This is a genomic window from Streptomyces sp. NPDC060000, from assembly GCF_042737375.1.
Lineage (GTDB): Bacteria > Actinomycetota > Actinomycetes > Streptomycetales > Streptomycetaceae > Streptomyces.
The window spans coordinates 1-26,156 of sequence record NZ_JBHWUU010000053.1; the positions used below are offsets into that span (position 1 = coordinate 1).

The following is a 26,156-nucleotide window of genomic DNA, read 5'->3' on the forward strand; positions in this document are numbered from 1 at the left end:
AGCCGGGCCGCCATCGCCGCGACGCGGTCGAACGCGCCGTCCGGCGGGGTGTCGAGGATGTCGTAGCGGCGCACCGCGTCCATCCGGGCCGCTTCTTCCACCGCACTGAGCGTCCGGCGGCCCGGCGCGCCCGCCGGGCCGGGCGCGTGTCCCGCTTGCGGCATCGTCTGCCTCTCCTTGCCTGCCGACCTCGGTTGCCAGCGACGGCGGCAGCCTAGACCAGCCTCCCGGCGTCAAGAAACCAATCCGCAGAGTATCCGCGGAGCGCACCGGGTCCGCGCGGATTTTAGAGACCCCCACCTTACTAACGGCCCAAATAGGGGGTTAGGGGGTTAGAGGTCGACCTGGTTAGCGCGTGCGAGCCGTGGTTTACGCACATTGCTGAACGACGTCAAGTTATAAGAGTCGGAAAGAGACGCCAGCGCATCCTTAGGTGCTCTAGGGTGGGGTCCTAAGCCAGCTGGTCGCGTCCCGCAGTCTTCACGAGCGGACCGGGGCCATCGACGCTCTGGGGCTTCGGTGGCTGGCTCTGAGCGTTCGCGGAGTTCTGCGGGCGTGATCAGTCGCTTGATGCAAGAGAGCGCCGGTCACCCTCACTTTCCAGGGTCAAGGCGACCGACGCCGTGTGTCCGGCTAGGAATGGTGGTCGTAGATCACGATTCCCAGCTGGACGAGGATGGCCCCGACCTTCACTAGGTCGGGCCATCCACCCTTCTGCGCCGCAGAGTTCGCGCGGTGCTTTCGCTTCGGTCGGGACTTCGACCTTGCGCGACTCTTCCGGTGCTGTGCCATCCAGCCTCCCTATGGCCGCCGTCGCTAGCTGCGACGTGGGACCACTGGAAGGCCGGGCAACACGTAGTCGCGACGATATACAAGGATTCTCCTCGGTGCTTCCAACTCCTCATTTTCTGTGGACACATGACGCCTTGTGGACAACGGAGGCCCCCTTGTACTGTCCGCGATCATGGGGAGACAAGGGAGATGGGCTGCAACCCTCGTACTGGTTGCGGCTCTTGTCGGAGGAATGGCGGGCTGCGGCTCGGATGAGTCGGCCCAGGAGCGTAGCGACCGCATCAAGGCCGAGGCGCAACAGCGTGTCGATGAGTGGATGAAAATCCGCAATGCCGGGACCACAGCGGGGCAGTTGCTACGAGACACGGCTCTGGCTCGCGGTGGTACGTCCCCGGTAGAAGCTGTACCGGCTGAGGCGGAGTGTCGGGCCGAGTGGGACCGGCAGCTCCTCGATGAGAAGTACGGCCTGGACCTCGTCGAATCCTGGGTCGCCGGATGCATGGACGTCGACGTGGCGGTCCCCACGACGTCAGGATGAGGCGCCGTCGGCGGTTCATGGTTTGGGAATGGCTCGCAGTGCTCACGGCTAACAACGGCGAGTGCATGTACTGCGCCGGCACCTCGCAGACCATGGACCACGTGATCCCGTTCGCTGACGGTGGCGCGGATGACCTGACGAACCTCGTGCCGGTCTGCCACGACTGCAACCGGAGGAAGAGGGACAAGACTCCTCCCACCTGGTTCATCGGGATGGACCTGACGATCCGCTGGTGCGGCAACGGCACCCCGCAAGGAGGGGGTGGCCTCGGCGACAGCAGCATGAGCCTCCGAGAGATGTACCTCTCGGTCCACGAAGAGGTCCTGGCGCTGCTCGACGACCTGGACACGGCGGCCGCCGAGATCGCCGATCCGAAACGCCGCGATTGGTTCGAGACCCGCTATCGACTGTACGGCTACCCCTCTGCGTCGTATGGCGTGCCGAGGGCGCGGAAGCAGGCCGAACAGCGGATCGCCGACGCGAAGGAGAGGGGGTATCCGAGCGTGGACGAGGAACTGGTCCGCTGGATGAAGCAGAGGGGCCTATTGCCAGCAGACTGAGGGCCAAGGCTGTCAGGTACGGGGCTGTCTGGGGCTGGGAGCGCCGCCGCCCTGACACAGAGGGCGTCAACCTGCCCAGCCCATGTCGTAGACCTCGATTCCGTCAAGGTACGCGGTGAACGCCACCCACGACCGTGGCCCAAAGACCACAGCCCCATCCCAGCCACCGAGCGGAGGCCATGACCCGGGCCGTACCAGAACCGCGGCGATCACCTCCATGACCTCTTGGTGGCCGTGTTCGGGCAACTCGTTCAGTACGTCCTCGGCCCGAACCGCCAAGTCCACCTCGTACGTCATGCACACCCCCGTGCTCGTGATCCACCCAGGGCAGCAACGTACGGCGCGACTGCGAATTGGGTGACGGCCTGTGGATAACCGCAGCCGCGCCGGGCCAGCGTCACAGCGGCGTCAGATGGTCACCTTGAAGCGACGGAGCATGTCCGGGAGGAACCCTTTCAGAAGCGCGCGGGCGCTATCTATTTGCCTGAGCTCGTCGTGGCCGAAGCGGAACACCTCGTACCCCCGGAGCTTCAGGTCCCGGTCTGCTGCGACCATCTCGGCGTACTTGGCAGTGTCCGGCGTGTGGCCATGATCGCGGGTGTAGTGCTGTATTCCGTCGACCTCTAGGACGATGCGCAGGCCGTGGGGCAGTAGCAGGAGGAAATCCATGCGGGAGCGCAGCAACGCCTCAGGGCCGCGCTCTTCAACGGTCTTGTGGTCCCAGTGGAGCCACACTTCGGGCAGGAGCGCCGGAACTTCGACCGAGGGCGCGAATACCTCGTGGTAGGCAGTGAAGAGATTCTTCTGGCCGTTCGAGTTTTTCGGCAGGCTCTTGAGGAGTCGCTGGTAGAGATCCTTCCGGGCGTCGATGGCACTGCTGAAGTTAGGGTGTCCTGCCACCAGATGTGGAGATCACGCCAGCGTAGGCCCTCGGTGGGGATCTCCCGGTCATAGACGAGGGCGTTGTCCGGGCGCCCTCCGACAATCTCGATGTCGTTGTCCACCGAGGAGCGGAAACGAATGTCCGGTTTTCCCAGAGACGCAAAGATGATGTTCTTCGGCCGTCGATTTCCGGGCAGGCGCGTCGAGATCGCTGTGTACAGGGGATAACCACCATCGTTGCCGGTCACTCTTAACTCGACCCCAGCACATCGGAGATGAAGGTTGATCGTGCCGACGGTCTTCGCCTGGAGGTTTTCGTCAAGGAGGACGTCCGCTGAGACCAGGCCCTCCAGGAAGCGGGTGAACCTGGCGTTGCCCGCCTCGAACGCGCCAAGTTCCTCGAAAAGGTCCTCCGTTGACCAGTCCCCGGAATTACGGAAGACGTGCCGCTCGATGAGGTCTCTCAGCGTGACCTGACGCATCCCGTTCAGTAGCAAGCCCTCCAGCTCCTCGTAGGAGGGACCCGAATCCGTGGCTAACCAGAATTGCTCAAGTAGCCGCATGAAGCGGTCGTGGTGCTGGGACAGCTCCCACAGGACGAGCGCGCGCGCCAGTTCACGTCGGGCCTTCTTGGGTATCTCGGGGGCGTCCTCTGCCCACAACAGGTCCTCGAGTTGGTAGCGGAGCGATGGACTCACGTGGAGGTGGCTGTGCTCCAAGATATGTTGCGTGACCCGCCGTAGTCCGTCGTCCGGTACCTGGCTGAGGCTTAACTCGATCCGGTCGCGTTTGCTCGTGCCGTCATCAGGGACGGGCGGCATGCCCAGCTGCTCGAAGGCTGGGTTCAGCTCCTTGTGTGTCAGGCTGCCCAGACCCGCGACAAGGTTGCCGACCAGTGTGCGCAGCGCCGAAGGGTCCCTACTGTCGACCATTGGCAGATGCTCGCAGAGACCGACGGAATTTGGCAGGGCACCTGTAGATAGAGGACTAGCTCAGGTCAGCGCCGGGCGATGTGGCATGCGAAGCGCGTGGCGGGCCGCGGATGGCTCACCGCAACCGCGTTACCGCCACCGTGAAGGTCGAATGCGGCCGGTCGGCCACGGACCGCAACGCTTGGAGGGTTGTCCTCACGCCGGCCATCCTCGTCCTGCTCGTGCGGCTACAAGTGACGGTGTGTGCCGCTACCATCGCGGCATGACAGGGGAAGCGATGCACATCAAGGGGGCGGATGGTGCAAGACGAGCGAAACGGTGGCTCGACTCGACCACGAGGGTGCGCAGCTCCTGGACCAACGAAGACTCTGTGATGGCTTCAAGGCTGGAGTTCAACTGGCCTCATGGAGAGAAACGACCCTACTCGTTCGATGTAGGCGGCATTCTCAGCGGCGGGGAATTCGACGGGCACTTCTTCGTTGGTGAGTGTAAAAACTATGATGACGCCGGCGATCAGGGAACCCACTACGACGACTGGGTAGCCAAGTGCTATCTCACGCGCCGAGATCACCACCGTTTGGCAGATCACTTCATGTGGATTACTTGGCATCCTTTCCGCGTTACAAAATGGACTTCACTTTGCAGCCCGGAGACGGTGATTGAGGGGCTACTTCAGCCGCGCAATATTGAGCGGATTTTTGGCACGCAGGATAGAGAGGAGGCGCTTTCCGAGATCGACCAGAGTGTCGTGGTCGATGTCGCAGAACGCCTCTGGTTGATTGTATTGCACGAAAAGCAAGAGAAGCTCGTAATCACGCCACAGCACCGCGGGCTAATTCTCGCCCACCAAGCCGAGAAGGGGGAAATTTGATGAGTGAATACTCTGTCGCCATCTCCAATCTCATGGGGGACGATCCGGCCCGAAATGTGGAGTCGATTAAGAGTGCGGTGATCGCAAACTTCCGCTCATCTGACGAGGCGGTGAGGGTCGAGTCGACCGAGTACTTCAACCACACCTACGCGCCTGACCTTGTACTTCGGTGGACTGGGAGCAAAGAAGAACGTCAGGTGTTCCTCAGAACAAACACTAATCCGCAGTACCTCAGAGAGGACATCGCGGTAATTTCGGCGCGTCAGCCCATCTTGATGCCGCTCGCTCCGTTGCGAGACCAGGGTCACACCGAGGAACTGGGCCGCGAGTCGGCCAACGCCAGGACCCTGGTCGCCGATCCGGACAGCCTTCAGACGTTCTCGGCTGACCGGCAAGATCGCCCTGTGCTGCGACTGCTCTCACGCGCTGTACTGCAGGGCGGCAAAGGGCTGGTCGACCAGACGAGGGCACGATCTACGAGTGACGCTGTCGGCTTGGGGTTCGATGGTGCGCAGCGGGCCGAAGTCGATCAGACGCGGGGGGCTGTGGAAGCCGCAGAGTCCCTGCTCGACCCGTCCCACGCCGACCAGTTCACCCGGCTCCTTCACGCTGTCTGGCTGGGTTCTGGGGCGTCCCCGGCGAGTTTCCCAGGCGCAACCGACGTCCGGCCGGACCTTGACGCACAAGGTTTGAAGCTGCTGCTTGAAATCGCCGTTGCTGAGGACGAGGAGTTCTGGCAGCGCATTGGATCCGGCGTGTCTCTGGCTCAGCTGTGCGAGATCGAAATGCCAGCCAGCTCCGTCAACCTTCAACGACTCGTCAGCGCCAACCTGGACCGGTTCAAGGCGAAGAGCTGCCGTGTATCCGATGCGCTTACGAAGAGCGGATACGGAGCCGAGCCCAGGTGGTTCACCCACGGGGGTGTCCTCGGGTATACGACTGACCGATATCGCGCCCTGTTTTCGGTCGGCCCGATCTCTTCCATGGACTTCATGGAAGAGATCGAAGACGGTTCAGTTGGGCTACCTGAACTGCTCGACAGAGCTGCCGAAGCCGAAGTGGTCATCAGCGAGCTTACAATCGAGTCAGCTGCCGGAGGCCAGATTGAGTACACCGCACCACCGCTCAGTCTAGGTACCGAGGTGATCCTTGATGACCTCCGGGGCGCCCTTGGGCAAAGGTCCTCGGTGCGCGCAGCGGTCATCTCCCTCGGCGGAACGAGGCACATCAAGTGTGACCTAACGAAGAGGGCTGCCACGGGCCGCACGGTGGCCAAGATCTACCTGTCGGAGTTCATGCAGGGCGCCATTCCGCTGCTGAGGACACTTCGACGCAGTGAATACGGCGAAATCCTTCGCCTCATGGAAAGCCTCCCAGACACCCCAGTGAGGCTGCGCAGGGAGATCGAGGCCGACGACGACGCCGTGGAGTAGGGGAACTCACCGGCCGGAATGACTGGGACGTCGCATCGGTCATTCCGCCGCCGATGCGCCCCAGGTGACTCAACGTATTTGGCCTTCTGCCGCATCGCAGCAGCAGGGGGCTCAGTCTGGTGGGCGCGTCGGCTGTCAAGCAGGGTGATGCGGGCTGTGATGCGTTTGCCGACAGGCGGCCGCTCCGAGCAGCGGCACCCCTGGACGCCGATGTTGTGCCCGATGCGCCGCAGTCGTACCGGAGGGCGGAAGCCGTCGGCGCTGTCTCGGGCGATGTCTCCGGAGACCTCCACGACGACCTCGGGACTCACGAGAGCCATTAACGCGACTTTGCGTCATTACTCGTCAAGAGAGTCAGGGGCGGGATGCAGGCCGGCGCTGACGATGCACACCGCTCTCGCACCGCGGGGTCGGCGGTCGGGGCGGTCAGCATGGGCTGGGGTCACCGGAGATCTCTTCCACCGGGCGGCCGTGGCGTTCGGGTGTACTCCGGGACGGCCCGGTATGCGGCGCCAGGCATGCTGACCTTCAGATGCGGGTGTTGGTGAATCGGGTGGTCGGCCCCCAGCCCTCCAGGACGGGTGCCATGCACCATTGGCAGAGCGGGCTGCCGCCGTGGCCGTACCTGTGCGTCTTGCGCTGGCAGACGGCGCAGGGTCCGACCTGGCTGCCCAGGCAGACGAATGCGGACGGGTCAGGGTCTGCGAGCGGCGGCGGGGGCGGTGGAGTACTCATCGTGTTGATGTCCTTGCGGCAGGGGACTGGGGGCCGGGGTGGTGCCGCAGGGTAAGTCGATGTCCAGCTGGGTGTCGGGGCGGCAGTGGGTGCAGGACCGCAGGCCGTCGGCGAGGAGGCGGCGTGCTTCGTCGCGGCCGACCGGGCGGCACCGTTTGCCCGCCATGTGGCAGTCACCGGCGTGAACCTGGACGGGCGGCCGTCCGGCTCCGATACCGAGCTCGACCGTCCAATCCGGCGGCTCGGGGCGGCGGCGTCGGCGGTGCTCAGTTTCTGCCTGCCGCTGCTGCACGGCGGCGATCTTCGCATCGATGCGGGTCAGCCACAGGGTGTGCCACACCCGCAGCGTCTCCAGGCGGGGCAGATTCTCCGGCAGGTCATCGAACACATATTTGATTCTAGGTGGGTAAGGGCCCGCCGTCCCCGGGCGGGGCTGTCTTTTGACAGCGAAGTTAGTCGTGTGGAGCCTGCTGACCTGGGCCGACTCGGTTGGATGTCAACAAGTGGTGTCATTCGGGAGCTGACATCACTTGTCGTCTCCGCCGCCCTCTACCGCGCCATGGTCTGCGTCACCCGTCCGAGCCCCGGCAGCCACTGATGCCTACCGACATGCGGCTGCCGGGCGGACGCCAGACCCGAACCCGCGCCTCAACTTCTGAGTGAGCGATCCGCAACGCTGCGGTCTTCTGGATCAGCCTGCTACCGATGAAGGGCACCGTGGCTGGGAGGGTTTTTCACGCGTCGGCTTCTGCCTCTTCGTCCGCACTGGTTTCGTCCTCGATCAGCCCATACGGCGGCCGGTCCTCGTCGCGGCTGTAGCGCACCACCACACTGCCTTCCACCACCGGTGGCGGGCTGTTGTCGGCGACGATGAGCTGTGTTCGGCTGCCGCGGTCTGCGAGCCAGAGGGAGAGGTGGTGGTAGAAGTCGTCAATGGCGACGGCGTCCGCGATTACGGCATCGAGGGTGCCGCCGTGGCCGAGGTTTTTCTGAGGGCTGTCGATCATGAGGAATCCCGGGTGTGCGGCCCCTGCTTCGACGGCGATTTCGAAGACGGCCAGCTGCCAGGCCAGGGTCAGGAGGGTGCGGGCGCCGGAGGAGGCTTCCTGGTACGGCTCACCGCGTACGAAGGGGGTGAGGTCGGTCTTGATGAAGGGCGTACTGACCTTGGGATAGCGCCAGGCTCGCAGGAGCTCGCCGTATCGGCTGCTGATCTTGGCGATGACCCGATCGCGGTCATGGGAGGCGTCTCCAAGCCGTGCAAGTTCCTCGCGGAGACGAGTGATCTGGGTTTCGTGGCGTTCCACGGCGTCGGCCCTTTTGGCGAGTCCTTCGCGGAGTTTGACCGCGCTCTCGGCCTGTTCGAGTTGACGCAGGACCTGTTCGCGCCTTCGGTGCAGGTCGTCGCGGGCGGCGAGGAACGGTGAGACGGAGGGCGACGTCGCGGCGTCCAGCGCGGCGGCGGCTTCCTCTTCCCGGACGGCCGCCTCTTCCGCCCGGAGTTTGAGTGCGGTGAGCGAGGCGCCTAGCTCATCGATGTAGGTGGTGATCTCCTTGAGGCGGGCCTTTGTGGACCGGGTCTCGGCCGCGACGTCCACCCGGCTGTCCCCGGCCTGGCTGCTGGTGTCAGCAGTGCCCAGGACCAACGTCCCTTCCGCTGCTGTCAGTTCGTGCCGACAGAGGCTGCAGCGTCCGTGGTCGGCGGCGGGGGGAGCCGACAGCCGGTTCAGGCACGCGGGGCAGGTGGTGACGCTCAGGGGGTCGAAGAGCTGCTGTGCCTCGCCGAGCATGCCGAGCTTGAGGAGATCGTCCGCGTACTGTGCCCGGAGAGGCATCAGGCGTTGGAGCTGCGTTTCGCAGTCCCGCAGGACCGCGGCCGCCCGGTGAGAAGTCTGGGCCGCCGTTCTGTGCTGGTGACGCAGCTGGGCTGCGAATTCCGTTCCCGCCTGCGCGCGGCGGTCCAACTCCCCCAGTTGGCTTGTGATGTCAGCCAGCTCCTGTTCGTGGACGGCAGGTGTGGGTTCACCGTCCAGTGCGGTGGGATCCTGCTCCACGACGAAGGTACGGGCTGCTGCGAGTTCGGCTTTGGCGCGGTTGAGCCGGCCGCCGAGTTCCTGGATGCGCTGGCCGAGTTCTACGGCGCGGTCGTCGTGGACTCCGAAGGCGACGTCGACGACCTGCCGCAGTTTGTGCTTGCGCATGTAGTCGTTCTCGAACAGGAAGTTCTTGTCAGCGACGCGTTCGTTGGGCAGGAAGGCGAGCCACATCAAGTCGCGGAAGCTGAGCGGGTCCGTGCGGGATTCGCTGTTGGTGGGCGCTTCGCGTAGCTGGACGCCCTCGAGCTTGCAGTGACTCAGGAGGAGGGAGGACAGGCTCTCCGGTGCCCCGGGCGGGTCGATGGGCCTGCTCTCGGCCCTGGAGGTGGGCCTGCTGTCGAGGGTTCCGAGGCGTACGAAGGCGACCTTCGAAGGCTCTCCGACCGACCGCTCGATCACGTGCGGCTCGCCGGATAGCTCGACCTCGAGGAGGCATGAACGGACCCTTCGCAGCACCTCCTGGTGGCGGGGGTGCCGTTTCGCGCCGAGCCCGTAGGCGATGAACTCCAGGACGGCTGTTTTGCCGGAGCTGAACGCCCCGGCGATGACGGAGAGGTTCCGTACCCGCTGTTCGGCGGTGAAATCGACGTTGTAGGACCGCTCCATGCCGACCAGGCGTAGACGGCGGATCCGGATGCCGGGAAGCGGCTCCATGGTGATCATCCCTCCCAGGACGTTTCCAGCAACGGTCCTGGCCCCAGGACGCTCATGAGGGCAGCCGCAGGTCCGCCGGGTCCGTCCGGCCTGAGCCACCGTGCGGTCTGCTCGCGCAGCCTTTTGTCGCTGAGTTTGCGGAGCTGGCGGACGACGATGTCGGCGGCGGTAGCAAAGGAGGTGGCGTAGGTGGCGGTGAACTGCCCGCCGAGGTGCTGACCGACCTCTGTGATCGAGTAGGTGAGGGAGCCGTTGCTATTTCGGACCCGGCAGCACCCATACGCCACCAGGAGCGCCAAGTCGTGCTGGATCCGTTCTCGCCGGCTCGTGAATCGCTGTGAAGAGGACGCGTAGGCGAGGACCTGCGGGTCGAATCCGGCCAGCCGGAGGAGGCTCGCGTCCCGGCCCTCGGAGGGAATCACGAGGAAGGGGTTCGCGGACAGGAAGTCGTAGTACCCGATGCGTTCCAGGGTCGCTCCGTTTGCGTCCTGCGCGGCGACGGCGTCAAGGAGCAGCAGCAGTTGAGCCAGCCGGAAAGGTACCTCGTCCTCGGGCATCACAACCGGCCGGTCTGGTTGCACGGCATGCTCCTCATCAGTGGTCGAGCGGTACGGACGGATGCGAACCCTCAGTCGTCGGCATGACCGCTCGCGATCTGCCGCCAGTGCGTGACCCACCCTGCCCGACGGTTGTCGACCAGCCGGTGGACCAGACCCCAGCTGTGCGTCACCTCCAGACGCAGCACCTGGGGCAGTTTGTCGTGCTCCCCGCGCACCTCGCGCCATACCCGGCCGTGCAGAGCAGCGAGGGTGCCCTCAGCCGAGCACTCGTTGAACTGCATCTCCCACACCCCGTGAAGGGTGGCATCAGCAGAGCTCAGGGCAGCAACCTCAGCCGGCACGCCCTTGTGCGCGACTTCGCGCGCCACCAGGTCGGCGTTGAAGAACTGCCGTTTCGCCGAGTCCAGTTCGACGTGGCCGGCCTCGGTCATCTGGCGCACGAACAGAGCCGAGTCGAGCGCCGCCGCCCTGTCCTCCTCCACGTCCAGCACGAGGCGCATCTGCTCCTGGGCGGGGACGGCGGGCGCCGTGAAGGGTTCGTAATAGGCGCGGCGTACCTGGTCACCTTCGGGGCTCAGCAGCTTTTTCACGAGCTTGGTCTCGTCCCACAGCTCGATGACGAGGCCATGAGCCTTCTCCTGCCGCCTCTTCCAGCCGTCCCACCATTGGGCTGCCGGCCCGTCCATGCTGGAGGGGATGCACAGGATCCAGAGCGTGATGGTGTGGCCGTTGGCCGCTGCGGCTTTCAGCCCGTTCGCGAGGGACTCGCGAATCTGCTGCGACTGGCTGGTTGTGGTCTTCGGCATGAAGTACTTGGACTGCCAGACCGTGATGGCGCCCCCGAGGTCACCGGCGAAAGCGTCGATTCCCCAGTCGCCCGGATTCGCGGCGATCATCCGGACGTTCGGATTGGTCGCACTGGCGAGTTGCGCGAGCATCTTCTCGAAGTCGGCCCGTGCCCCGTCCGCACTTCCGGTCCGCAGTTCGTGCACTCCAAAATGGATGGGCGGAACACCAGCTGCCACCGGCATGGAGTTGTCCAACCCTGCACCCCCGCATCCCGCAGGCAAGCCGAACGAACCGCGTTCAGCGGGCTGTTCGCCCTGCGCCACACACAGTAACGGCCGTCAGCGTACGTGTTACGGAATCATTCGATCAAGGTGCTTGCGGTCGGCAGTATCCCGGCAGTGGCACGGTGAATGGGGCCGGTGTGCAGAGACAGCGGCAGTCCACTCGCCCCGTTGGCGTGGGCGATGATCTCCGCGGTGATGGACACGGCCGTCTCCTCGGGTGTACGTGCTCCGGCCGAGACCGATGAGGGAATGCAATGCGGCTAGGAGCTGTCCGGGCGATCATGTGACTGCCCTGTGCCTGAGTCGTTGTTATGGGCATGGGGCGGAGTGATCTGACGGATGCCGAGTGGGAACGGCTGCGGCCGTTCCTGCCGGTGAGTAATGGGCGTTGTGGCCGGTGGCGGGATCACCGGCAGGTGATCGACGGGATTCTGCACCGGGTGCGGACCGGGGTGCACTGGCGGGATCTTCCCGAGCGTTTCGGGCCGTGGAAGACCGTGTATGAACGCCACCGGCTGTGGTCGGCCGACGGCACGTGGGAACGTCTGCTGCAACAGGTCCAGGCTGCTGCCGATGCCGCGGGCGAGATCGACTGGGACATCTCGGTGGACTCCACCATCGTGCGTGCCCATCAGCACGCGGCCGGTGCGCGGACCGAACCGCCGCCGGCACCTGCGTCAAAGGGGGCCGAGACGGCAGAACATCAGGGCGAAACGCCGTGGCAGAGCCTGCTCGCCCGGCTGGTGGAGGTGGTGCAGGAGGTGAGGAACTGGGCCGCTCGCGGGGCGGGTTCACCAGCAAACTCCACCTGAGCGCCGACGGCCGGTGTCGCCCCCTGTCCCTGGTCGTCACGCCGGGGCAGCGGGCGCCCCGGCACGACCAACCTCACCCAGACACTCGCAATCGCCTTGGACGAGCTCGCACGCTACCGCCGTCTCCTCCACCTCACAGCTGACCAGTGTGCCGACTGCCCGCCGACCTCGTACAGCGAATGCCCTCCTGCGCCGTACGCCCGACGCGCGCGGCCGTGCGGCATCACGTACATGTGAGGCACACGGCACAGGGAAGGAATGAAAGGGGATCTACACTCGGCGCTGCCCTAGCCGTCAAGCCATGCGACATGTCGGTCGAAAATTTGCAGTGGAGGACAGGGTGGAGAAGGATGAGCCATATGGGCCCTCGGGCTTGCGTCCTGATGGAATCTGCGCCCGAGTCGTGCCCCTTTCAACAGATGAGCCTTAAAGAGGCCAAGCGCATTCGCACCCACCGCAAGCGATACGTATACACGGAGTCATCATGACTGCCAGGGCCCGGGGGCGAATCCCCCGACTTATTTGCGCTTCCTGCATTAGCGGCGCGCTCCTCATTTCCGCAGGAGCCACTACCGCCGTAGCAGCCTCACAGGCACCCGCAGACGCAACAGGTCCGACCACCCCTTCTGACGGTTCGGGCACCACCGACACCACGGGTGCAGGCACTGCCGACCACCCCAGCACCCCTTCTGACGGTTCGGGCACCACCGACACCACGGGTGCAGGCACTGCCGACCACCCCAGCACCCCATCAGAGAACTCGGGCACCACCAGCACACAACCAACGCCCGATCTCACGACGCCAACCACCAGCCACCCATCAGCTCAAACAAGAGTCCCGCCGCGCCCGCTCACTCCGGTGCAGGAGCAGATAGTGAAGTGCGGGACCGCCTCGCTCAGCAAACTCCCCAAGATAGTCGAGCTCCTCGGCCCAACAGGTGACCGGACCCTTAAATTCATAAAGGGTTTCAACTCCGGATACGCCGTTGCTGAGGATGAGCGCACGGGCCAGATGTACAAGGTGTACTGGGACGTCGCTGAACTCGCTGACCTTGCGCTCCGGGTACCCTTCGTTACCTGTCTCCGTATAGGCGAGAAGGTCTACACCGAAGCTATAGAGAATTCAACGGAGGTGCCCAGTAACCTTCCAGGTCTCAATACAGTCGGCCCGGTGACAATTCAGCAGGCACCCGGAGTTCAACCAAATCCTCTGTCCTAGTGTCCTGCGCCAGAGATCCGCTTGGCAGAAGCGGGCAAGTAAGTCGTCGATTCTCTTCGGCTGGTCTTGGTCCAGCTGAACGGGGTCGGGTTCGCGTTCCAATCCACGCAGCGGCGGCCCGTCCAGGACGCCGCGCCACAGCACCCGGTCGCGTTCCTGCCGCACAGCGGTGACGTGGCCGACGCGGTGCCTCCGGAAGCGGACCTCCGGGCCGTCGACGAGCGGGAACGGGCTTGGCTCACAGAACTCGACCGCCGTACCGGACGTCGGCGTGTAGAGCACCACCGCGGTGGCCTCATAAGGGCCGCCGCACCGGAAGCCAGCCCGGACCGGCCGCTGAACTTACCCGGGCGCGGAGCCGTCGGGAGCGGGGCGTGGACGATGGCGCCCTTGTTCGCCTCGGGAATCAGGCCGTACACCCACCAGCACACAGGAGGCGTCGATCCGGCCGGGGCTCTCGGGGTCGGTCGGGCTGCCATGTCGCCCACTCGTTCTCCAGGTCGACCAACGCGCCGCGCACCCGGACGCGGTCCTCGACCATCTGCTGGGCGATCGGCTCGGCCCTCAAGAGCTTGCCCTGCTTGGCGCTGACCGCGTCGATCCCCGCCCACAGCCGTCAAGGACGTCCCGCAGCAAGTGGCAGACGGCCTCTGCCACGCTCACCGAGTCACCCTGGACCGCAGAGGGTGCTCAAGTGAGGTGCGGGATCTTGCGGCTCACAGCGGCAAGACCCCGTATGGGAAGAGCCATCAGCCGAGCGGCACCTTCGCGAAGGTCTCCCACTCGTACATCTGGTTGTCTCGGTGGATCACGATGAGTTCCGCGGCTGAGATGCGAGCATGCGCCGGCGTGAGGTTGAGGTCGGCGAGCGCACGCGCGATCGGCTCAGCAGGACCGTCTCCCGCGCTATAGGCCACGGAGACGTGCGGAGTGAAACCCTCGGCCTTCTCCGGGACCTCATTGAGAACATCTCCGATAGCTTCCCGAATGGCGTTTCTGACGGCCCGGATACGGCCGTCGGGGTGGACGTGCAGAAGTACCGCTTCGGGGTCCCGCACCTCCGGTCCGATCTGGACGTCGAAGGCCGGAACAGCGGCCAACCGCGTCTGGGCTGCGTCCACGATGCTGTAGACGTCCTGCTCTTTGGTCTCGCCCACGAAGCCGATGCCCTGCATGGTCAGGTGCAGCCACTGGTCGGGGATTGGGGTGAGATTGTCTCCGAGATGTGCGAGGGCGGAACGGTACTCGGCAGCGAGCCGGTGCACGTCGTCCTGGCCTTCGAACGTGAGGTGCCAGGTGTAGAAGCGGCGGCCCACGCTCCAGCCGGGCCGCCACCACCAGTGGTTCCGCATGGTCTCGGGTTGAGTCGTCATAGCTTGCGATCAAATCAGGGAGAGCCCTCTCCTGGCGAGAGGGCAAGGTGTCGCGGAGCTGAGTCCCTGCAGAACTCTTCGACGGCTTGCCGCAGTCCGACAGTCGCGGTGCCACTGGCATAGGGGCGGCCAACGCTCGCGCATAGTTCGCTGAGGCGGCGGGTGACGGGTTCGAGGCGGTGGTCTGGCGGAAGCGCGAGGACAGGGGCAAGGGATTCGAGAGCGCCCTCTGCTTCACCGTTGGCCAGATGGGCTGCGGCCTGGCTGATGTGGATCTGCGCCTCGGTGCCGTACGCCCTGACCGGCTGTACAGCCAGGAGTCTGAGGGCGTTGTCTGCGGATCTCAAGGCATCAGCGGGGCGACCCACACGCAGCTGGACGGCTGCGGCGTAGTTCTCCTGACGCGCGGGCTGGCAGGCGAAGATGCCGCCGATCTCGTCTTCGCCGCTGATTGCGGCGCGCGCGTCTTGGGCATGCGCGAGCGCCGTCAGCGCCTCGTCCTGGGCACCCAGTTCGGACCAGGCGTCGGCTTCTTGGCAGGCGAGGAGCACTGCCACGGTGCCCGTGGTGTTATATGTGGCGCCGTGCCGGGCGAAGTTGATCGCCTCCCGATGGCGTCCGTCCCAGAACGCCACCTTCGAGCGCGTCGAAAGCACCCAGGCGCGCAGTTCGTTGTGACCCGCCAGCTCGGCGCACAGCCACGCCGTCCGGCCCTGGGTGTCCGCATTGCGCAGCTGACCCAAGTCTGAGGACATCCACGCCAGGAGCCCGCACAGGTAGCCGGCCGCGGCGTACAGGTCGGCTGACTGACGGGGGTACTGGTGGCCTTCGAGGAGGGCGAAGACGCGATCGCGAAGTGCCCGGGTCCGTACGAAGAGCGGGACGGGATCTGAGGTGAGGTAGTCCGACGCGAGCGAGCGTGTCTCGGCCATCAGTTGCTCAAGTGCGATGTCGCCGACGTTGGAGGCCTCTGCCCACTGGGCCCACGTCGCAGACTCGTCGGCGGCTAGGCGCACGAGATCGGTTCCGGTTGGCTCCTGCGCGGCGACGAGGGACATCGGTGGGGTCGACGATCCGGCGGTCGGCGGACGGTGGATGAGCAGACGCAGATCCGACTTGGGTAGCGCCCGTCGATCTTCCAAGTCCAATAGATCCTCTACGCCACACGCGAAGGCCTCCGCCATGGCAGACAGGACCGGGAGGCTGGGACGACGTGAGGAGGGGCCCGGCCACTTCTCCCACTTGCCTACAAGGGAGGCGTCGGCGGCGACAGACTCGCCGGGGCGTGAGGTGCTGGCTTGGGTGATCCGGTCTGCTGTCTCTTGAAGCGTCCAGCCGTGGGCGTGGCGCCACGCTTCCCTGGGGCGCATCCGAAAGCGGGAGCGCAGCTCGATGGCGATGTCCGCGAGCGTGCATCCGGCGGCAGTCATGTCTTGGCGGAGGGCATCCCGGTCTGCCTTAGAACCGGGCTTCGAGGGGGCGTTCATGGGCGTGCTCCCTATGCGGTGTCGGGGACTCACGGTAGCTGCGTCATCGATCGTTCGGCTGGGCTTGGCCTGGAGGAATGGGGATGGGGAGACCAACTGTCTGTCCAGAAAGGCGGGTTTTCCCTGGTGGGTGCGGCGGTGGGTGTCCAGAAAAGTTGGTCACCGGTGCCCGTGACGCCAACTGCCCTGATTGAAACGGTAGGGGCACCGCAAACCGGCACCCCGAGGACACACATGACGACACTTCAGAATGAGGCGGGCAGGTCCGCTTCGCGACGCTGCGCGAATGAGGCTCAGACCCTCCTTCCTCTGCGATGGCCGGAGAAGCCCGCGTTCGACTGGAGCACGTCACTGCTGGCAAATGAGGCAGCTGGACCCAACGCCCGATTGCGGACCCGGACCTGGCTCACAATTGGCCACTGGCACGGCAACGTGGACATCGCGGCCCGGGTTACCGACAAGCTGGTGGACAACGCCGTCAAGCACGGCAAGATTTCCGCTCCTGCCCACGTCGCCCTGCGGATGGCGGTGATCCCGGAGACCCACGAGCTGATGATCGAGGTGGACGACGCCTACCCGGACTTCCCGGGCTTCGACGAGGTGGCGAACCAGACTGGCGAAGCCCGAGGTACGCCTACGGGGCTGTGGTGGGTGGCCCACTACAGGGGGCGTCTGTCGTGGGACGTGAAGAGCGTCGACCGCGAGACCGTGGGCAAGACCGTGCAGGCCATTCTCCCCATCACCTGATGTGCCGACGATGGACCGCCTGATCGGCGCATTCCCCTCCTCTGCTCCCTGTCGGAACTGACTCTTGAGGAACCCCCATGTCTGACCGCGTGCCTTCCTCCCGGCCGGTCACCCATCGCCGTAGACGAAACCGCCGCCATAGCGCGAACCGTTTCCTCGACGAGGTCGGCGGTGTGTTGCTCGCGCCGTTGCTGTGCATTGTCGCGCTGTGGGGCATGACCCTTCTCGCCGCCTGGGTGTACCGGCTCGGCATCACCCAGCTCGCGACGGCCCTTGGCGGCAGCGTGCTGATCGCGGCATTGGTCGGCTTCATCCGAATACAGACCGTGGCAGCCTCGCTCCAGCTCAAGCGGGACGTGGAGCTGCAACTGGTCGCGGAAGCCGCCGGCGCTGCTGAGCAGACCATGATCTGGACGGCCGATCAGCTCTGCCGAGGAGGGCGGCCGTCGCTCCCGCAGGAGTCTGGGCGAGCTGGTGACGACTCGTTGGAGAAGGTCTTCGAACTGATCGGCTCCTTGAAGGTTCAGGGCGCGGGTGCCCTGCTGCGGGTGCACGACGAGTCCCAGGCGGCGGTTCTGGTGGAGATGCACCGGACCCTGACGCGGCGCCAGCACGGTCTGATCGACGAGATGCTGGAGCACTTGACCGGATTGCAGAAGGCGACCGAAGATCCGGTGCTCCTGGATCGGAGTTTCAAGATTGACCACCTCGCAACACGGCTGCGCCGCATGGTGGAAAGCGTGTCCGTCGTCCTCGGCGGCCAGTCCCTGCGTGAGACGCGCGCACCCGTTCAGGTCGCCACGGTGCTGCGTGGCGCGAAGTCCGAGGTGGTCAAGTACACGCGCGTCCTGACTGCGTCGGGTGGCGTCGGCTCCGCCTTCGCGCTGCCCGCCCATGTGCACCCCGAGGTGGCGCACCTGCTCGCCGAGCTGATCGACAACGGCCTGGAGCACTCCGATCCGGCGACCAAAGTCTTTGTGCGCGCGCAGAAGGTGGCGGCCGGCCTGCTGATCGAGGTCGAGGACCGAGCAACGCTCCTTATGGATCCCGCCCAGCGGGACATGCTGAATCATCTCCTCACGCACCCGGACCAGGCCGACGTCGCGGGCCAGGTCCGCAACGGAAACCTCGGCCTGATCACCACCGCCAAGATCGCCGCGAGGCACGGCCTGAGGGTCTGGCTCACGCTGAACGCGATGGGCGGGACCACCGCCAATGTGGTCGTCCCCGACCGCTACCTCGTCCCGACCACTCCCACGGTCGGCACTGTCACTATCTCGACCGAGTCGGCACCCGCCGCCCCGCAGCTGACACACACGGGAGCGGTCCAGCAACTCGTGCGCCCTAACGGGGGCGGCGTCGACTCGCTGCCCCGGCGCAAGCGCGTGGACAGGCCCATGCCGACCGCCGCCCAGCATGCGGTGGCATCCCAGGCCGCGAACCCCCGAGTCGTAGCCGACTGGCGAACGGGCCTCAACGCCGGGCTGAGCGCGGATTCCGGTTCCAGCACACCCCCGATCAGCGCCTCCTGAACCCCACTACCTCGCATGGAGCAGCCATGGCCTACGACGTGAACGGTGCAGCAGCCGCTGCGGTAACCGACCTTCCCGCGACCTCCCCCGACGAGGTGAAGGGACAGATGACTCGCCTGCTCGAACAGTTCGTCGACGACACTCCCGGTGTCACGGACGCGCTGCTGCTCTCGCGCGACGGCATGCAGCAGGTGCGCTGCTCGCACATGGACGCCGACTGGGCCGACGAGCTGGCCGCGGCGTTCGCGGGAATGGCAGGCCTGGCCGGAGGGGTCTCCGGGCCGATGCGTGCAAAGCTGCCGCCCCAGCAGGTCCTGGTGGAGCGGGACGACGCGCTGTTCCTGGTCACCGACGCCGGCGTCGGACGGGCGTTCAACAAGAGCGGGGGCATCGTTGCGACGGTGCTGGTGGTTCTGGCCCGCTCCGACGCGAACATCGGCACGGTCGCCTACGCCACGGGACGACTGGTGACGCGGTTCGCACCGTTCATGACCACACCCGTCCGCGCCCACGACGGCCAGAGCGACGGTGCCGAATGAGCCGCCCAGGCCATGCCTCGTTACCGGCCGGGGCCGAGGATGAGACGGCCTCGATCGTGCGGCTTTACGCCGTCACCGACGGCCGCACCCGCCCCCGGCACAGACTGAGCCTGCACACCGTGCTGGGGCCCGGCAACCGGAAGCCCCGCCCCGGGCTGGCCGAGGAGAGCGCCCAGATCATCGAGCTGTGCCGGCAACGGCGGCGTCCGCTCGCCGAACTGGCCGGCACCATCGGCCTGCACGTCGCCTCGGTGACGGTCCTGGTCTCCGACCTGATCGACGCGGGCTCTCTGACCGTGCCCGCGCCGGAGCGGGCGGACGGAGAGGGTCCCGACGTCCAGACGCTCCAGGCTTTCAGCGCCGGCCTCAGACGCAAGTGGCCCCATGCGGCCGCGCTGGCCGGGTGACTTCGTGACCCAGCCGCCGCAGCCCGCCGAGCGGGCCGTCCTGAAACTGGTCGTCGCCGGAGGATTCGGCGTCGGCAAGACCACCGCCATCGGATCCATCAGCGACATCCCTCCCCTGCGCACCGAGGAAGTCCTCACCGCACAGGGCGAGAGCGTCGACAGCCTGCACGGCATCAAGGACAAGACGACCACCACGGTCGCCTTCGACTTCGGCCGGGTCGGCTGGGACGAACCCGAGCCTGTCGAGCTGTACCTGTTCGGCACCCCCGGGCAGCCGCGGTTCTGGAGCTTCTGGCACAACATCGCTCAGGGCGCCTTCGGTGCCGTCATCCTGGCCGACACCCGCAGACTCGCCAGCAGCTTCCCCGCAGCCGACTTCTTCGAACAGCTCGGCCTGCCCTTCGTCATCGCGATCAACCGGTTCCCCGGAGCCGCCCCGCGCAGCCTGAACGAGATCCGCGAGGCCTTCGACGTCGACGCCGGAGTGCCGCTGATGTTCTGCGACGCCCGCAAGGCCGATTCCGTCGCCGGAATCCTGCTCGCCCTGGTCCAGCACGTAGTGAACACCGCCACCACCGACTCCGCACTCCTGGACGCACCATGACCCTCACCCCGCCCCACCAGGCCACTTCCGTACCGGCCCCGATCCCGTCCCTTCACACGGTGCAGCGCCGGATTCACGTCTTTACCGACGACCCGGCCACAGAACTCACCGAGATGGCCACCCGCCTGTCGCGATTCAACGAGCTGGGCATCCGCCTGGAGGGATCCGAGGTGCTCGACGACATCGCCGTCGACATGGGCGAGCGCGCCGGCTTCCTCTACGCCATGGTGAACGCCTTCGGCGAAGAACAGGCCTTCCTCGGCCTGCGCAATCCGCCGCGCGACGCCGGCTACCCCATCGTCGGCCGCACGATGAGCCGCGCCCACGGGTACTGCCCCGAGGTCGTCCAGCGCAGACGCGGCCTGCCCCTGCCGAACGTCGCTGCCTCCCCGCGCTTCCAGGGCAACCACGTCGTCGACGCCATCGGAATCCAGAGCTACTTCGGCGCCCCCATCATCGACGAGGCCACCCGCCTCGTGCTGGCCACGGTCTGCATCGTCGACCCCGAGCCGCGCACTCTCGCCGATGCCGCGCGGCTTCAGGCCATCGTCAAGGACGGCACCCGTGCGGCCGCCGCCGAGCTCAAGATCAAGATGCCTGTCCCCTGACGCGCCGAGTGCCCGGGAACCCCCACACGCGGTTCTGGCCGCAGCCGTCATGTGAGCCCATCAGGGAGAGGGACCGCCATGCCCATGCCCATAACGCCCGCCACCCTCGACAGGTTTCTCACCCCCAGCCACCAGGCCCTGTGGGCGGACGTCGACGCCTTCGCCCAAGAGGAGGTTCTTCCGCTGGTGGAGCGTATGGAGAGCGCGCCCAGCCGCGTCGACCGGAAGCTGGCCCGACTCATGGCCAACCGCCGCTGGTTCGGTGTCACCGTTCCCGCAGCGTTCGGCGGCATGCAGGCCGGGCACGTCGCCAAGACGATCCTGATCCACCGCCTTGCCCGGGTATCCGGCGCGGCCGCCGCGATTCTCCAGGCCAGTCTGATCCCGGTCGCCGCCCTGCTCCATTTCGGCACCAGCGACCAGCGCACCGCTCTGCTCCCCAGCGTCGCCGACGGGAGCATGCTGATGTCGATCGCGGTCACCGAGCCGGACCAGGGCGGCCACATCGGAGGTATGAAGGCCAGCGCCGAGTGGGACGGCAAAGCGTGGGTCCTATCCGGGACCAAGGCCCATGTAGGCAACAGCCACATCGCGGACCTCCACGTCGTCGTCGCCCGCACCGCCCCACACGGCACCCGCACCTCGCAGGCCCTCACCGCGTTCCTCGTCCGCACGGACCAGCGAGGAGTGCACGTCCACCGCCACATCAGCAAGCTCGGCCTGCACGGCTTCGGATTCGGTCTGATCAGTTTCGACCGCGTGCGCATCCCGCCGGAGAACGTGCTGGGCGAGGAGGGTCAGGGATTCGCTGTCGCGCAGTCCAGCAGCGTCCTGTACGGGCGGCCCAACCTGGCGGCGGTCAGCCTCGGCCTGCACGAGAGCGCCGTCGCTCTCACCGCGCAGTACGTCAGCGCCCGGCCCCGCTCCAAGGGCACGCTCGCCGACCTCGGGGTGGTCCGTGACCGGCTTGGGCAGATGTCCGCCCGGGAGATCATGGCCCGGATCCTCACCTACCACGCCGTCGACATGCTCGACCGTGGCCTGCCGTGCGACATGGAGCTCATCACGGCCAAGGGCATCGGCCACGAACTCGCCTCCGACACCGGCACCGACGCCATGGAACTCCACGCAGCGAACGCCCTCGACGACAGCTATCCGCTTCAGCGGGTATGGCGCGACATGCAGACCACTTATGCGCCCGCCGGCACCGGAGAAGTCCAGCGGATCCGCCTCGCCGAAGGCCTTCTGCAAGAGCACAGGCGTTCGGCGGAGCAGACCGACGATACCGGCCGCATCGCGTGGTCCGTTCTCCTCGCCGACCGCATACGGCCCGCCCGGCTCGACCCGAGGGCCGCCGTCTGAAGACCTCCCGCGCACGGCCCCCGTGAATCCGCATCGCCATGCGCGGGCCCGAGCCCCGCTGCCGGTCTCCCCCAACCTTCCGGCCCGGCCGCGGGGTCCCCACGGGACGCCACTCACCTCTCACGATCGATCAAGGACGACGACGGTGCAGCCTGACCATCCCGCCTTCCTCTTTCCTGGCGCAGCGCCCCACCCCCGTCTCTCCCGAGGCGTCGTGGGTTCCAAGAAACGTTCTGTGACCAAATTCGCCGCTTCCTTAGGAGGCACAGTGGTTCCGCACGTTGTCCTTACCTGGGTCACTACGGCCCGAGGCGGAGCAGAGAACTCCGTCGTAGAACTGGCCGGGAACCTCGCCCGGATGGTGCCCGACGTGGATGTGCTGTGGTGGCGTCAGGGAGGCCCGGCCGGCGGCTTCTGCGCCCCGGCTCGTGTCCACGAGGTCACGAACTGGCAGGACTACCAACAGGCGGTCACTCGCATCTGCCAGCCTGCTGATGGCCGGCCTGTCGTGGTGATCTCCAGCCACCGCACCGCGGCCGCCGACGTAGTGCTCGCCCCGCATGCCCGGGTCATTCCGGTCGTCCGGCACGTCGTCAATGCCGAGCAGGTGTTGCGGGTGATCGACCCCGACCAGGGTGCGATGGTCGAGAGGACGATCGGAGACTTTCCGTGGGAGCTGCTGACTGCCGTGCCCGTGTGGGTGGGTATCTCGCACGCATCGTCAGCAGCCCTGCGGGTGCACGCGCCCAAGGCGCGGTACGTCAGCACCATCCACAACGGTGTCGCCATCCCGGCCGAAGTCCCCGACCGCACCAGACCCGGCACGGGCCGGCTACTCGTCGCTGCAGTCGCCCGCACGGTGCCCTGGAAGCGCACGGAACACCTGGTGCGGGCGGTCGCCGACCCACGTCTGTCCACCGCGGTGCGTCTGGACGTGTTCGGCGAAGCAGGCTCCCAACAGAGTGAACTGGAAGGCCTGGTGCGCGAACTCGGAGCGCCGGTGCAGTTCCTCGGGTACACCGATGACCTGCCCCGGCGACTGGCCGGGTACGACCTGCTGGCCACCGCCTCGGTTCAGGAAGGCTTCGGACGCGCTGTCATCGACGCCGCCGGTGCAGCGATACCCGCCCTCGTGCCCAACGCCGGAGCCAGCCCCGAACTCGTCATCGATGCTCTGACCGGCATGGTCTACGACCCGGACGACCCCGGCGACCTCGTGGCCGCCCTCACCGACGCGCTTCTGGACCGCGCCTCGCTGACGAGGATGGGCAGCGCCGCCCGCGCTCTGGCTGAAGCCTGGTACACCCCGGGCCGCTGTGCCGCCCAGTACCTGACGCTGGTAATGGGCCAGCGCCCCGCCGCCCGCGCACTCGAGCCCGCCCGGTGAACGAGGCCGGCCCCCTGCTCGGCGATGTGCTGCGCCTCGCCGACGACCCGTTCCTGAAGGAACTGGGTGCCGGCGTCCTGGACGAGCAACCCATCGCGTCCATCGGCGACGTGTCCGGCGCTGTGTACGAACTGGTGTGCGCCTCGCTCGGCCACCGGCCGCGCATCCATCCCGACGCCTACGTCTCCCCGCTGGCGAACGTGGCCGACGACGTGGTGATCGGTCCGGGCGTGCGCATCCACGAGTACTCGACCGTGCGCGGGCGGACAGTGATCTCATCCCACGTGCACATCGGATACGGGTGCGAGATCTCCCGCAGCCTGGTCGGCGAACACAGCATCCTGTCCCACCGGGCGACCGTGGGCTGTTGCGTCATTGGCCGCGGCTGCTACTTCTCCGCAGACCTGCTCACCGCGGCCTGCGTGATGACCAACGACGACATGCTCCGCCCAGACAAGCCCATCAGCTTCGCCCTGCCGGATGGCCGACGGATGAGTACCGGCGAACCGAAATGGTCAGCGGTGATCGGCGACGGCGTCCGCGCCGGCGCACGGGTCACCGTCGGCCCGGGCTCCGTCATCAACGCTCGATCGGTCCTTGCCCCGAGCACCACCGTCGCCACGGTATGGATCCCCGCCAACAGCCGGGTGTCCGGGCCGCAGTCCGGAAGCCGGATCACCACCCCCTTGGAAGGACCGTCATGAGGTACGAAACCGTACGCAGACACCTCGTCAGCGTGATCGAGGACATGGTCGCCTGGCAGCTGCTCAACCCGGCCGGAGGCGCCGTGTCGGTACGCATGCCGGACGGGAACATTCTGCTGTCCTGCACCCGACTGGCGTTCGACCGCTGGAAGGTCAGCCCCCGCGACTTCATCGTCCTGGCCCCCGACGGGGCGATCATCGAGCAGACCGGCGGCCTGGGCGCATCCGGCACTCCGGTGCACCTGGACCTGTACCGGATGCTGCCCCGCGCCGGGGCCATCGTGCACACCCACGCCCCCTACAGCCTGGTCTACGCGTCCCTGGGCCTGCCCGTGCCGAGCGTGACCAACCGAGCCGACACCTTCGGTGACATCCCCTGTCTCCTCGCGGACGACAGTGCCGTGAAGGCCGAATTCGTCGCCAACCCCATCCCGCTGGACTTGCCGGAGGGCATGGTGAACCGCCCCGACGTCGCCGCCGTCAGCCTTCTGGAGTACCGGCCGCAGCTGGAGAAGGTCATCGCGCCTCGCGCCGACGAACTGCAACGTCACGGCCTGGCCTTCACCCTCTACCGGCACGGTGCGTTCACCGTCGGCCGACAGCTGGAGGAGACCGTCGACCTGATGCTGCGCCTGGAGGAGACCGCGCGGACCGCGCTGTTGCAGCCCCAACTCACTGGCGGAGCTGTCTACCCCAACCGGGTGTTCCGGCCCGAGAGGCGGGGCGCGGCGGTGCAACCGTGACCACACCAGTATCGTCATATCTCATGGGACGGGATTTGATCTAGATCCATAGTGATATTCCGTCCCAAAACACTCACTAACTGGGATAGGGAACGTCGCCGCATGCATAGCTTGACCTCGCAGGAGCAGCCCATGGCCGCCGACCGGCACACCTACCGCATCACCGGCGGAGTACCGCTTCACGGCACGGTCGAAGCCTCCGGCGCGAAGAACGCCGTGACCAAGGAACTTGTCGCCACCCTGCTGACCGGCGAACCCTGCGTACTCCATGGCGTGCCCCGCATCCTCGAGGTCGACCTCGTCCTCGGCATGCTCGCCGAGCTGGGCACCCAGGTGTCCTGGCTCGGCGAGCACACCGTCCGCGTCCACACCCCCGAGGTGACCAGCACCTCGCTGTCCTCCATGTACTCCGGCGTCAACCGGATCCCGATCCTCATGATGGGACCCCTGCTCCACCGGCGCGGCGAAACCGTCGTCCCACTTCCCGGTGGCTGCACCATCGGCAAACGGCCCATCGACTTCCACCTCCGAGGTCTCGCCCAGATGGGCGCTGACATCGTGGACCGGCCCGGCTCCGTCAAAGTGACTGCCGACCGGCTCACCGGGGCACACGTCCGCCTGCCGTTTCCCTCGGTCGGCGCCACCGAGAACCTGCTCCTGGCGGCCGTCCTCGCCAAGGGCACAACCGTCATCTCCAACGCGGCCGTCGAGCCCGAGATCGTCGACCTGGTGCTGATGCTTCAGAAGATGGGCGCTCTGATCACCATCGACACCGACCGCACGCTCACCGTCTCCGGCGTCAACGAACTCCGCGGCGTCGAGCACCACACCGTGGCCGACCGCATCGAGATCGCCTCCTTCGCCGCGGCAGCAGTCGCCACCGACGGCCGCATCGAGGTACGCGGCGCACGCCAGGATCACCTGATCACCTTTCTCAACGTCCTGCGCCACGTCGGCGGCGAGTTCAACGAGACGGAGCACGGCCTGGAGTTCTTCCGGGCCCGGCCGCTGACCGCCACCGACGTCGAGACCGGCGTCCATCCCGGCTTCATGACCGACTGGCAGCAGCCGATGACGGTCCTGCTCACCCAGGCGACCGGCACTTCCGTCGTCCACGAGACGATCTACGAAGACCGGTTCGGCTACGCCCAGCAGCTCAGCGATTCCATGGGCGCCGGCATCGAGCTGACCACCCGGTGCCTGGGAGCCGCCGCCTGCCGATGGCACAACCGGGACTTCCAGCACACTGCCAAAATCACCGGGCCGACCCCGCTAAAAGCCGCCGACCTCGTCATCCCCGACCTGCGCGCCGGCTTCGGCTACGTCCTCGCCGCTCTCGTCGCGGACGGCACGAGCACCATCAGCGGCACCCGCTACCTCGAACGCGGCTACGAGGAACCCGTCGCCAAGCTCACCGCAGTCGGCGCCAACATCACCACCCAACCCGCCTGACAAGTCCGTGCCGCCCGCCCACAGCCGGACGGGCGGCACCCCGGCCGAAGAGGA

23 protein-coding genes and 3 pseudogenes are annotated in these 26,156 nt (G+C 66.5%); 16 read left to right on the forward strand and 10 right to left on the reverse strand.

The genetic code is table 11. The features are described 5' to 3' along the window. Positions 1-1,395: 1,395 nt before the first annotated feature. The gene (locus ACFWBB_RS25955; RefSeq protein WP_385277220.1) at positions 1,396-1,890 is read left to right on the forward strand and encodes an HNH endonuclease; all 495 of its coding nucleotides are present in this window, start codon (positions 1,396-1,398) and stop codon (positions 1,888-1,890) included. A gap of 66 nt (positions 1,891-1,956) precedes the next feature. Here ACFWBB_RS25955 and ACFWBB_RS25960 read toward each other — a convergent pair whose 3' ends face one another. The 3 genes and pseudogenes from ACFWBB_RS25960 to ACFWBB_RS25970 form a co-directional block, all read right to left on the reverse strand. After that, on the reverse strand, positions 1,957-2,187 hold the full coding sequence (locus tag ACFWBB_RS25960; RefSeq protein ID WP_385277095.1) for a hypothetical protein: 231 nt from the start codon (positions 2,185-2,187) through the stop codon (positions 1,957-1,959). 111 nt (positions 2,188-2,298) lie between these two features. Beyond that, on the reverse strand, positions 2,299-2,790 hold the full coding sequence (locus ACFWBB_RS25965) for a hypothetical protein (RefSeq protein ID WP_385277228.1): 492 nt from the start codon (positions 2,788-2,790) through the stop codon (positions 2,299-2,301). Positions 2,791-2,951: 161 nt separating this feature from the next. Further along, positions 2,952-3,704: pseudogene (locus ACFWBB_RS25970) on the reverse strand (hypothetical protein); the annotation flags it as partial. A gap of 262 nt (positions 3,705-3,966) precedes the next feature. On the opposite strand from ACFWBB_RS25970, the gene ACFWBB_RS25975 reads away from it, so the two are divergent. Both ACFWBB_RS25975 and ACFWBB_RS25980 read left to right on the forward strand, forming a co-directional pair. After that, positions 3,967-4,575, forward strand: a complete 609-nt coding sequence (locus ACFWBB_RS25975) for a hypothetical protein (protein ID WP_385277097.1) — start codon at positions 3,967-3,969, stop codon at positions 4,573-4,575. Further along, positions 4,575-6,008 carry a hypothetical protein gene (locus tag ACFWBB_RS25980; protein ID WP_385277099.1) on the forward strand — a complete coding sequence of 478 codons (1,434 nt, stop codon included), beginning with the start codon at positions 4,575-4,577 and terminating at the stop codon, positions 6,006-6,008. The genes ACFWBB_RS25975 and ACFWBB_RS25980 overlap by 1 nt, the downstream gene beginning before the upstream one ends. 694 nt (positions 6,009-6,702) lie before the next feature. Here ACFWBB_RS25980 and ACFWBB_RS25985 read toward each other — a convergent pair. From ACFWBB_RS25985 to ACFWBB_RS26005, 5 genes and pseudogenes are all read right to left on the reverse strand, one after another. Next, the gene (locus ACFWBB_RS25985; RefSeq protein ID WP_385277101.1) at positions 6,703-7,131 is read right to left on the reverse strand and encodes a DUF6233 domain-containing protein; all 429 of its coding nucleotides are present in this window, start codon (positions 7,129-7,131) and stop codon (positions 6,703-6,705) included. Positions 7,132-7,477: 346 nt separating this feature from the next. Beyond that, entirely contained in the window at positions 7,478-9,493 is a 2,016-nt protein-coding gene (locus ACFWBB_RS25990; protein WP_385277103.1) for a DNA recombination protein RecN, read from the reverse strand. A 5-nt stretch (positions 9,494-9,498) separates the two neighbouring features. Beyond that, positions 9,499-10,074, reverse strand: a complete 576-nt coding sequence (locus ACFWBB_RS25995; RefSeq protein ID WP_385277105.1) for an ABC-three component system middle component 2 — start codon at positions 10,072-10,074, stop codon at positions 9,499-9,501. A 47-nt stretch (positions 10,075-10,121) separates the two neighbouring features. Then, entirely contained in the window at positions 10,122-11,045 is a 924-nt protein-coding gene (locus ACFWBB_RS26000) for a serine/threonine protein kinase (protein WP_385277107.1), read from the reverse strand. A 155-nt stretch (positions 11,046-11,200) separates the two neighbouring features. Continuing rightward, positions 11,201-11,390: pseudogene (locus ACFWBB_RS26005) on the reverse strand (xanthine dehydrogenase); the annotation flags it as partial. 53 nt (positions 11,391-11,443) lie between these two features. On the opposite strand from ACFWBB_RS26005, the pseudogene ACFWBB_RS26010 reads away from it, so the two are divergent. Next, positions 11,444-11,988, forward strand: a pseudogene (locus ACFWBB_RS26010) (IS5 family transposase); the annotation flags it as partial. 809 nt (positions 11,989-12,797) lie between these two features. Continuing rightward, entirely contained in the window at positions 12,798-13,157 is a 360-nt protein-coding gene (locus ACFWBB_RS26015; RefSeq protein ID WP_385277109.1) for a hypothetical protein, read from the forward strand. Positions 13,158-13,906: 749 nt separating this feature from the next. Here ACFWBB_RS26015 and ACFWBB_RS26020 read toward each other — a convergent pair. Next, entirely contained in the window at positions 13,907-14,509 is a 603-nt protein-coding gene (locus ACFWBB_RS26020; RefSeq protein WP_385277222.1) for a 2'-5' RNA ligase family protein, read from the reverse strand. A 35-nt stretch (positions 14,510-14,544) separates the two neighbouring features. After that, on the reverse strand, positions 14,545-16,017 hold the full coding sequence (locus ACFWBB_RS26025; protein ID WP_385277111.1) for an XRE family transcriptional regulator: 1,473 nt from the start codon (positions 16,015-16,017) through the stop codon (positions 14,545-14,547). A gap of 432 nt (positions 16,018-16,449) precedes the next feature. Between ACFWBB_RS26025 and ACFWBB_RS26030 the strand changes: the two genes are divergently transcribed. The 11 genes from ACFWBB_RS26030 (at position 16,450) to murA (ending at position 26,102) form a co-directional block, all read left to right on the forward strand. After that, the gene (locus tag ACFWBB_RS26030; RefSeq protein ID WP_385277113.1) at positions 16,450-16,764 is read left to right on the forward strand and encodes a hypothetical protein; all 315 of its coding nucleotides are present in this window, start codon (positions 16,450-16,452) and stop codon (positions 16,762-16,764) included. A 77-nt stretch (positions 16,765-16,841) separates the two neighbouring features. Further along, positions 16,842-18,296 (forward strand): ATP-binding protein, encoded by a 1,455-nt coding sequence (locus ACFWBB_RS26035; protein ID WP_385277115.1) that lies wholly within the window; start codon positions 16,842-16,844, stop codon positions 18,294-18,296. A gap of 26 nt (positions 18,297-18,322) precedes the next feature. After that, on the forward strand, positions 18,323-18,835 hold the full coding sequence (locus ACFWBB_RS26040; RefSeq protein WP_385277117.1) for a roadblock/LC7 domain-containing protein: 513 nt from the start codon (positions 18,323-18,325) through the stop codon (positions 18,833-18,835). Between the two features lie 56 nt (positions 18,836-18,891). After that, positions 18,892-19,242: a DUF742 domain-containing protein gene (locus ACFWBB_RS26045; protein ID WP_385277119.1), complete on the forward strand. Its 351-nt coding sequence runs from the start codon at positions 18,892-18,894 to the stop codon at positions 19,240-19,242. Positions 19,243-19,246: 4 nt separating this feature from the next. After that, a complete protein-coding gene (locus tag ACFWBB_RS26050; protein WP_385277121.1) occupies positions 19,247-19,846 on the forward strand; it encodes an ATP/GTP-binding protein in 600 nt (199 codons plus the stop codon). Beyond that, entirely contained in the window at positions 19,843-20,454 is a 612-nt protein-coding gene (locus ACFWBB_RS26055) for a GAF domain-containing protein (protein ID WP_385277123.1), read from the forward strand. The genes ACFWBB_RS26050 and ACFWBB_RS26055 overlap by 4 nt, the downstream gene beginning before the upstream one ends. A gap of 78 nt (positions 20,455-20,532) precedes the next feature. After that, positions 20,533-21,816, forward strand: coding sequence for an acyl-CoA dehydrogenase family protein (locus ACFWBB_RS26060; protein WP_385277125.1), 1,284 nt, complete (start codon positions 20,533-20,535; stop codon positions 21,814-21,816). 268 nt (positions 21,817-22,084) lie between these two features. Then, positions 22,085-23,203, forward strand: coding sequence for a glycosyltransferase family 4 protein (locus tag ACFWBB_RS26065; protein WP_385277127.1), 1,119 nt, complete (start codon positions 22,085-22,087; stop codon positions 23,201-23,203). Continuing rightward, complete coding sequence (locus ACFWBB_RS26070; RefSeq protein WP_385277129.1) at positions 23,200-23,907, forward strand: hypothetical protein; 708 nt, start codon at positions 23,200-23,202, stop codon at positions 23,905-23,907. The genes ACFWBB_RS26065 and ACFWBB_RS26070 overlap by 4 nt, the downstream gene beginning before the upstream one ends. After that, entirely contained in the window at positions 23,904-24,650 is a 747-nt protein-coding gene (locus ACFWBB_RS26075) for a class II aldolase/adducin family protein (RefSeq protein ID WP_385277131.1), read from the forward strand. Before ACFWBB_RS26070 ends, ACFWBB_RS26075 begins: the two co-directional genes overlap by 4 nt. Positions 24,651-24,752: 102 nt before the next feature. Next, a complete protein-coding gene (gene murA / locus ACFWBB_RS26080) occupies positions 24,753-26,102 on the forward strand; it encodes a UDP-N-acetylglucosamine 1-carboxyvinyltransferase (RefSeq protein ID WP_385277133.1) in 1,350 nt (449 codons plus the stop codon). The last annotated feature ends 54 nt before the right edge of the window (positions 26,103-26,156 follow it).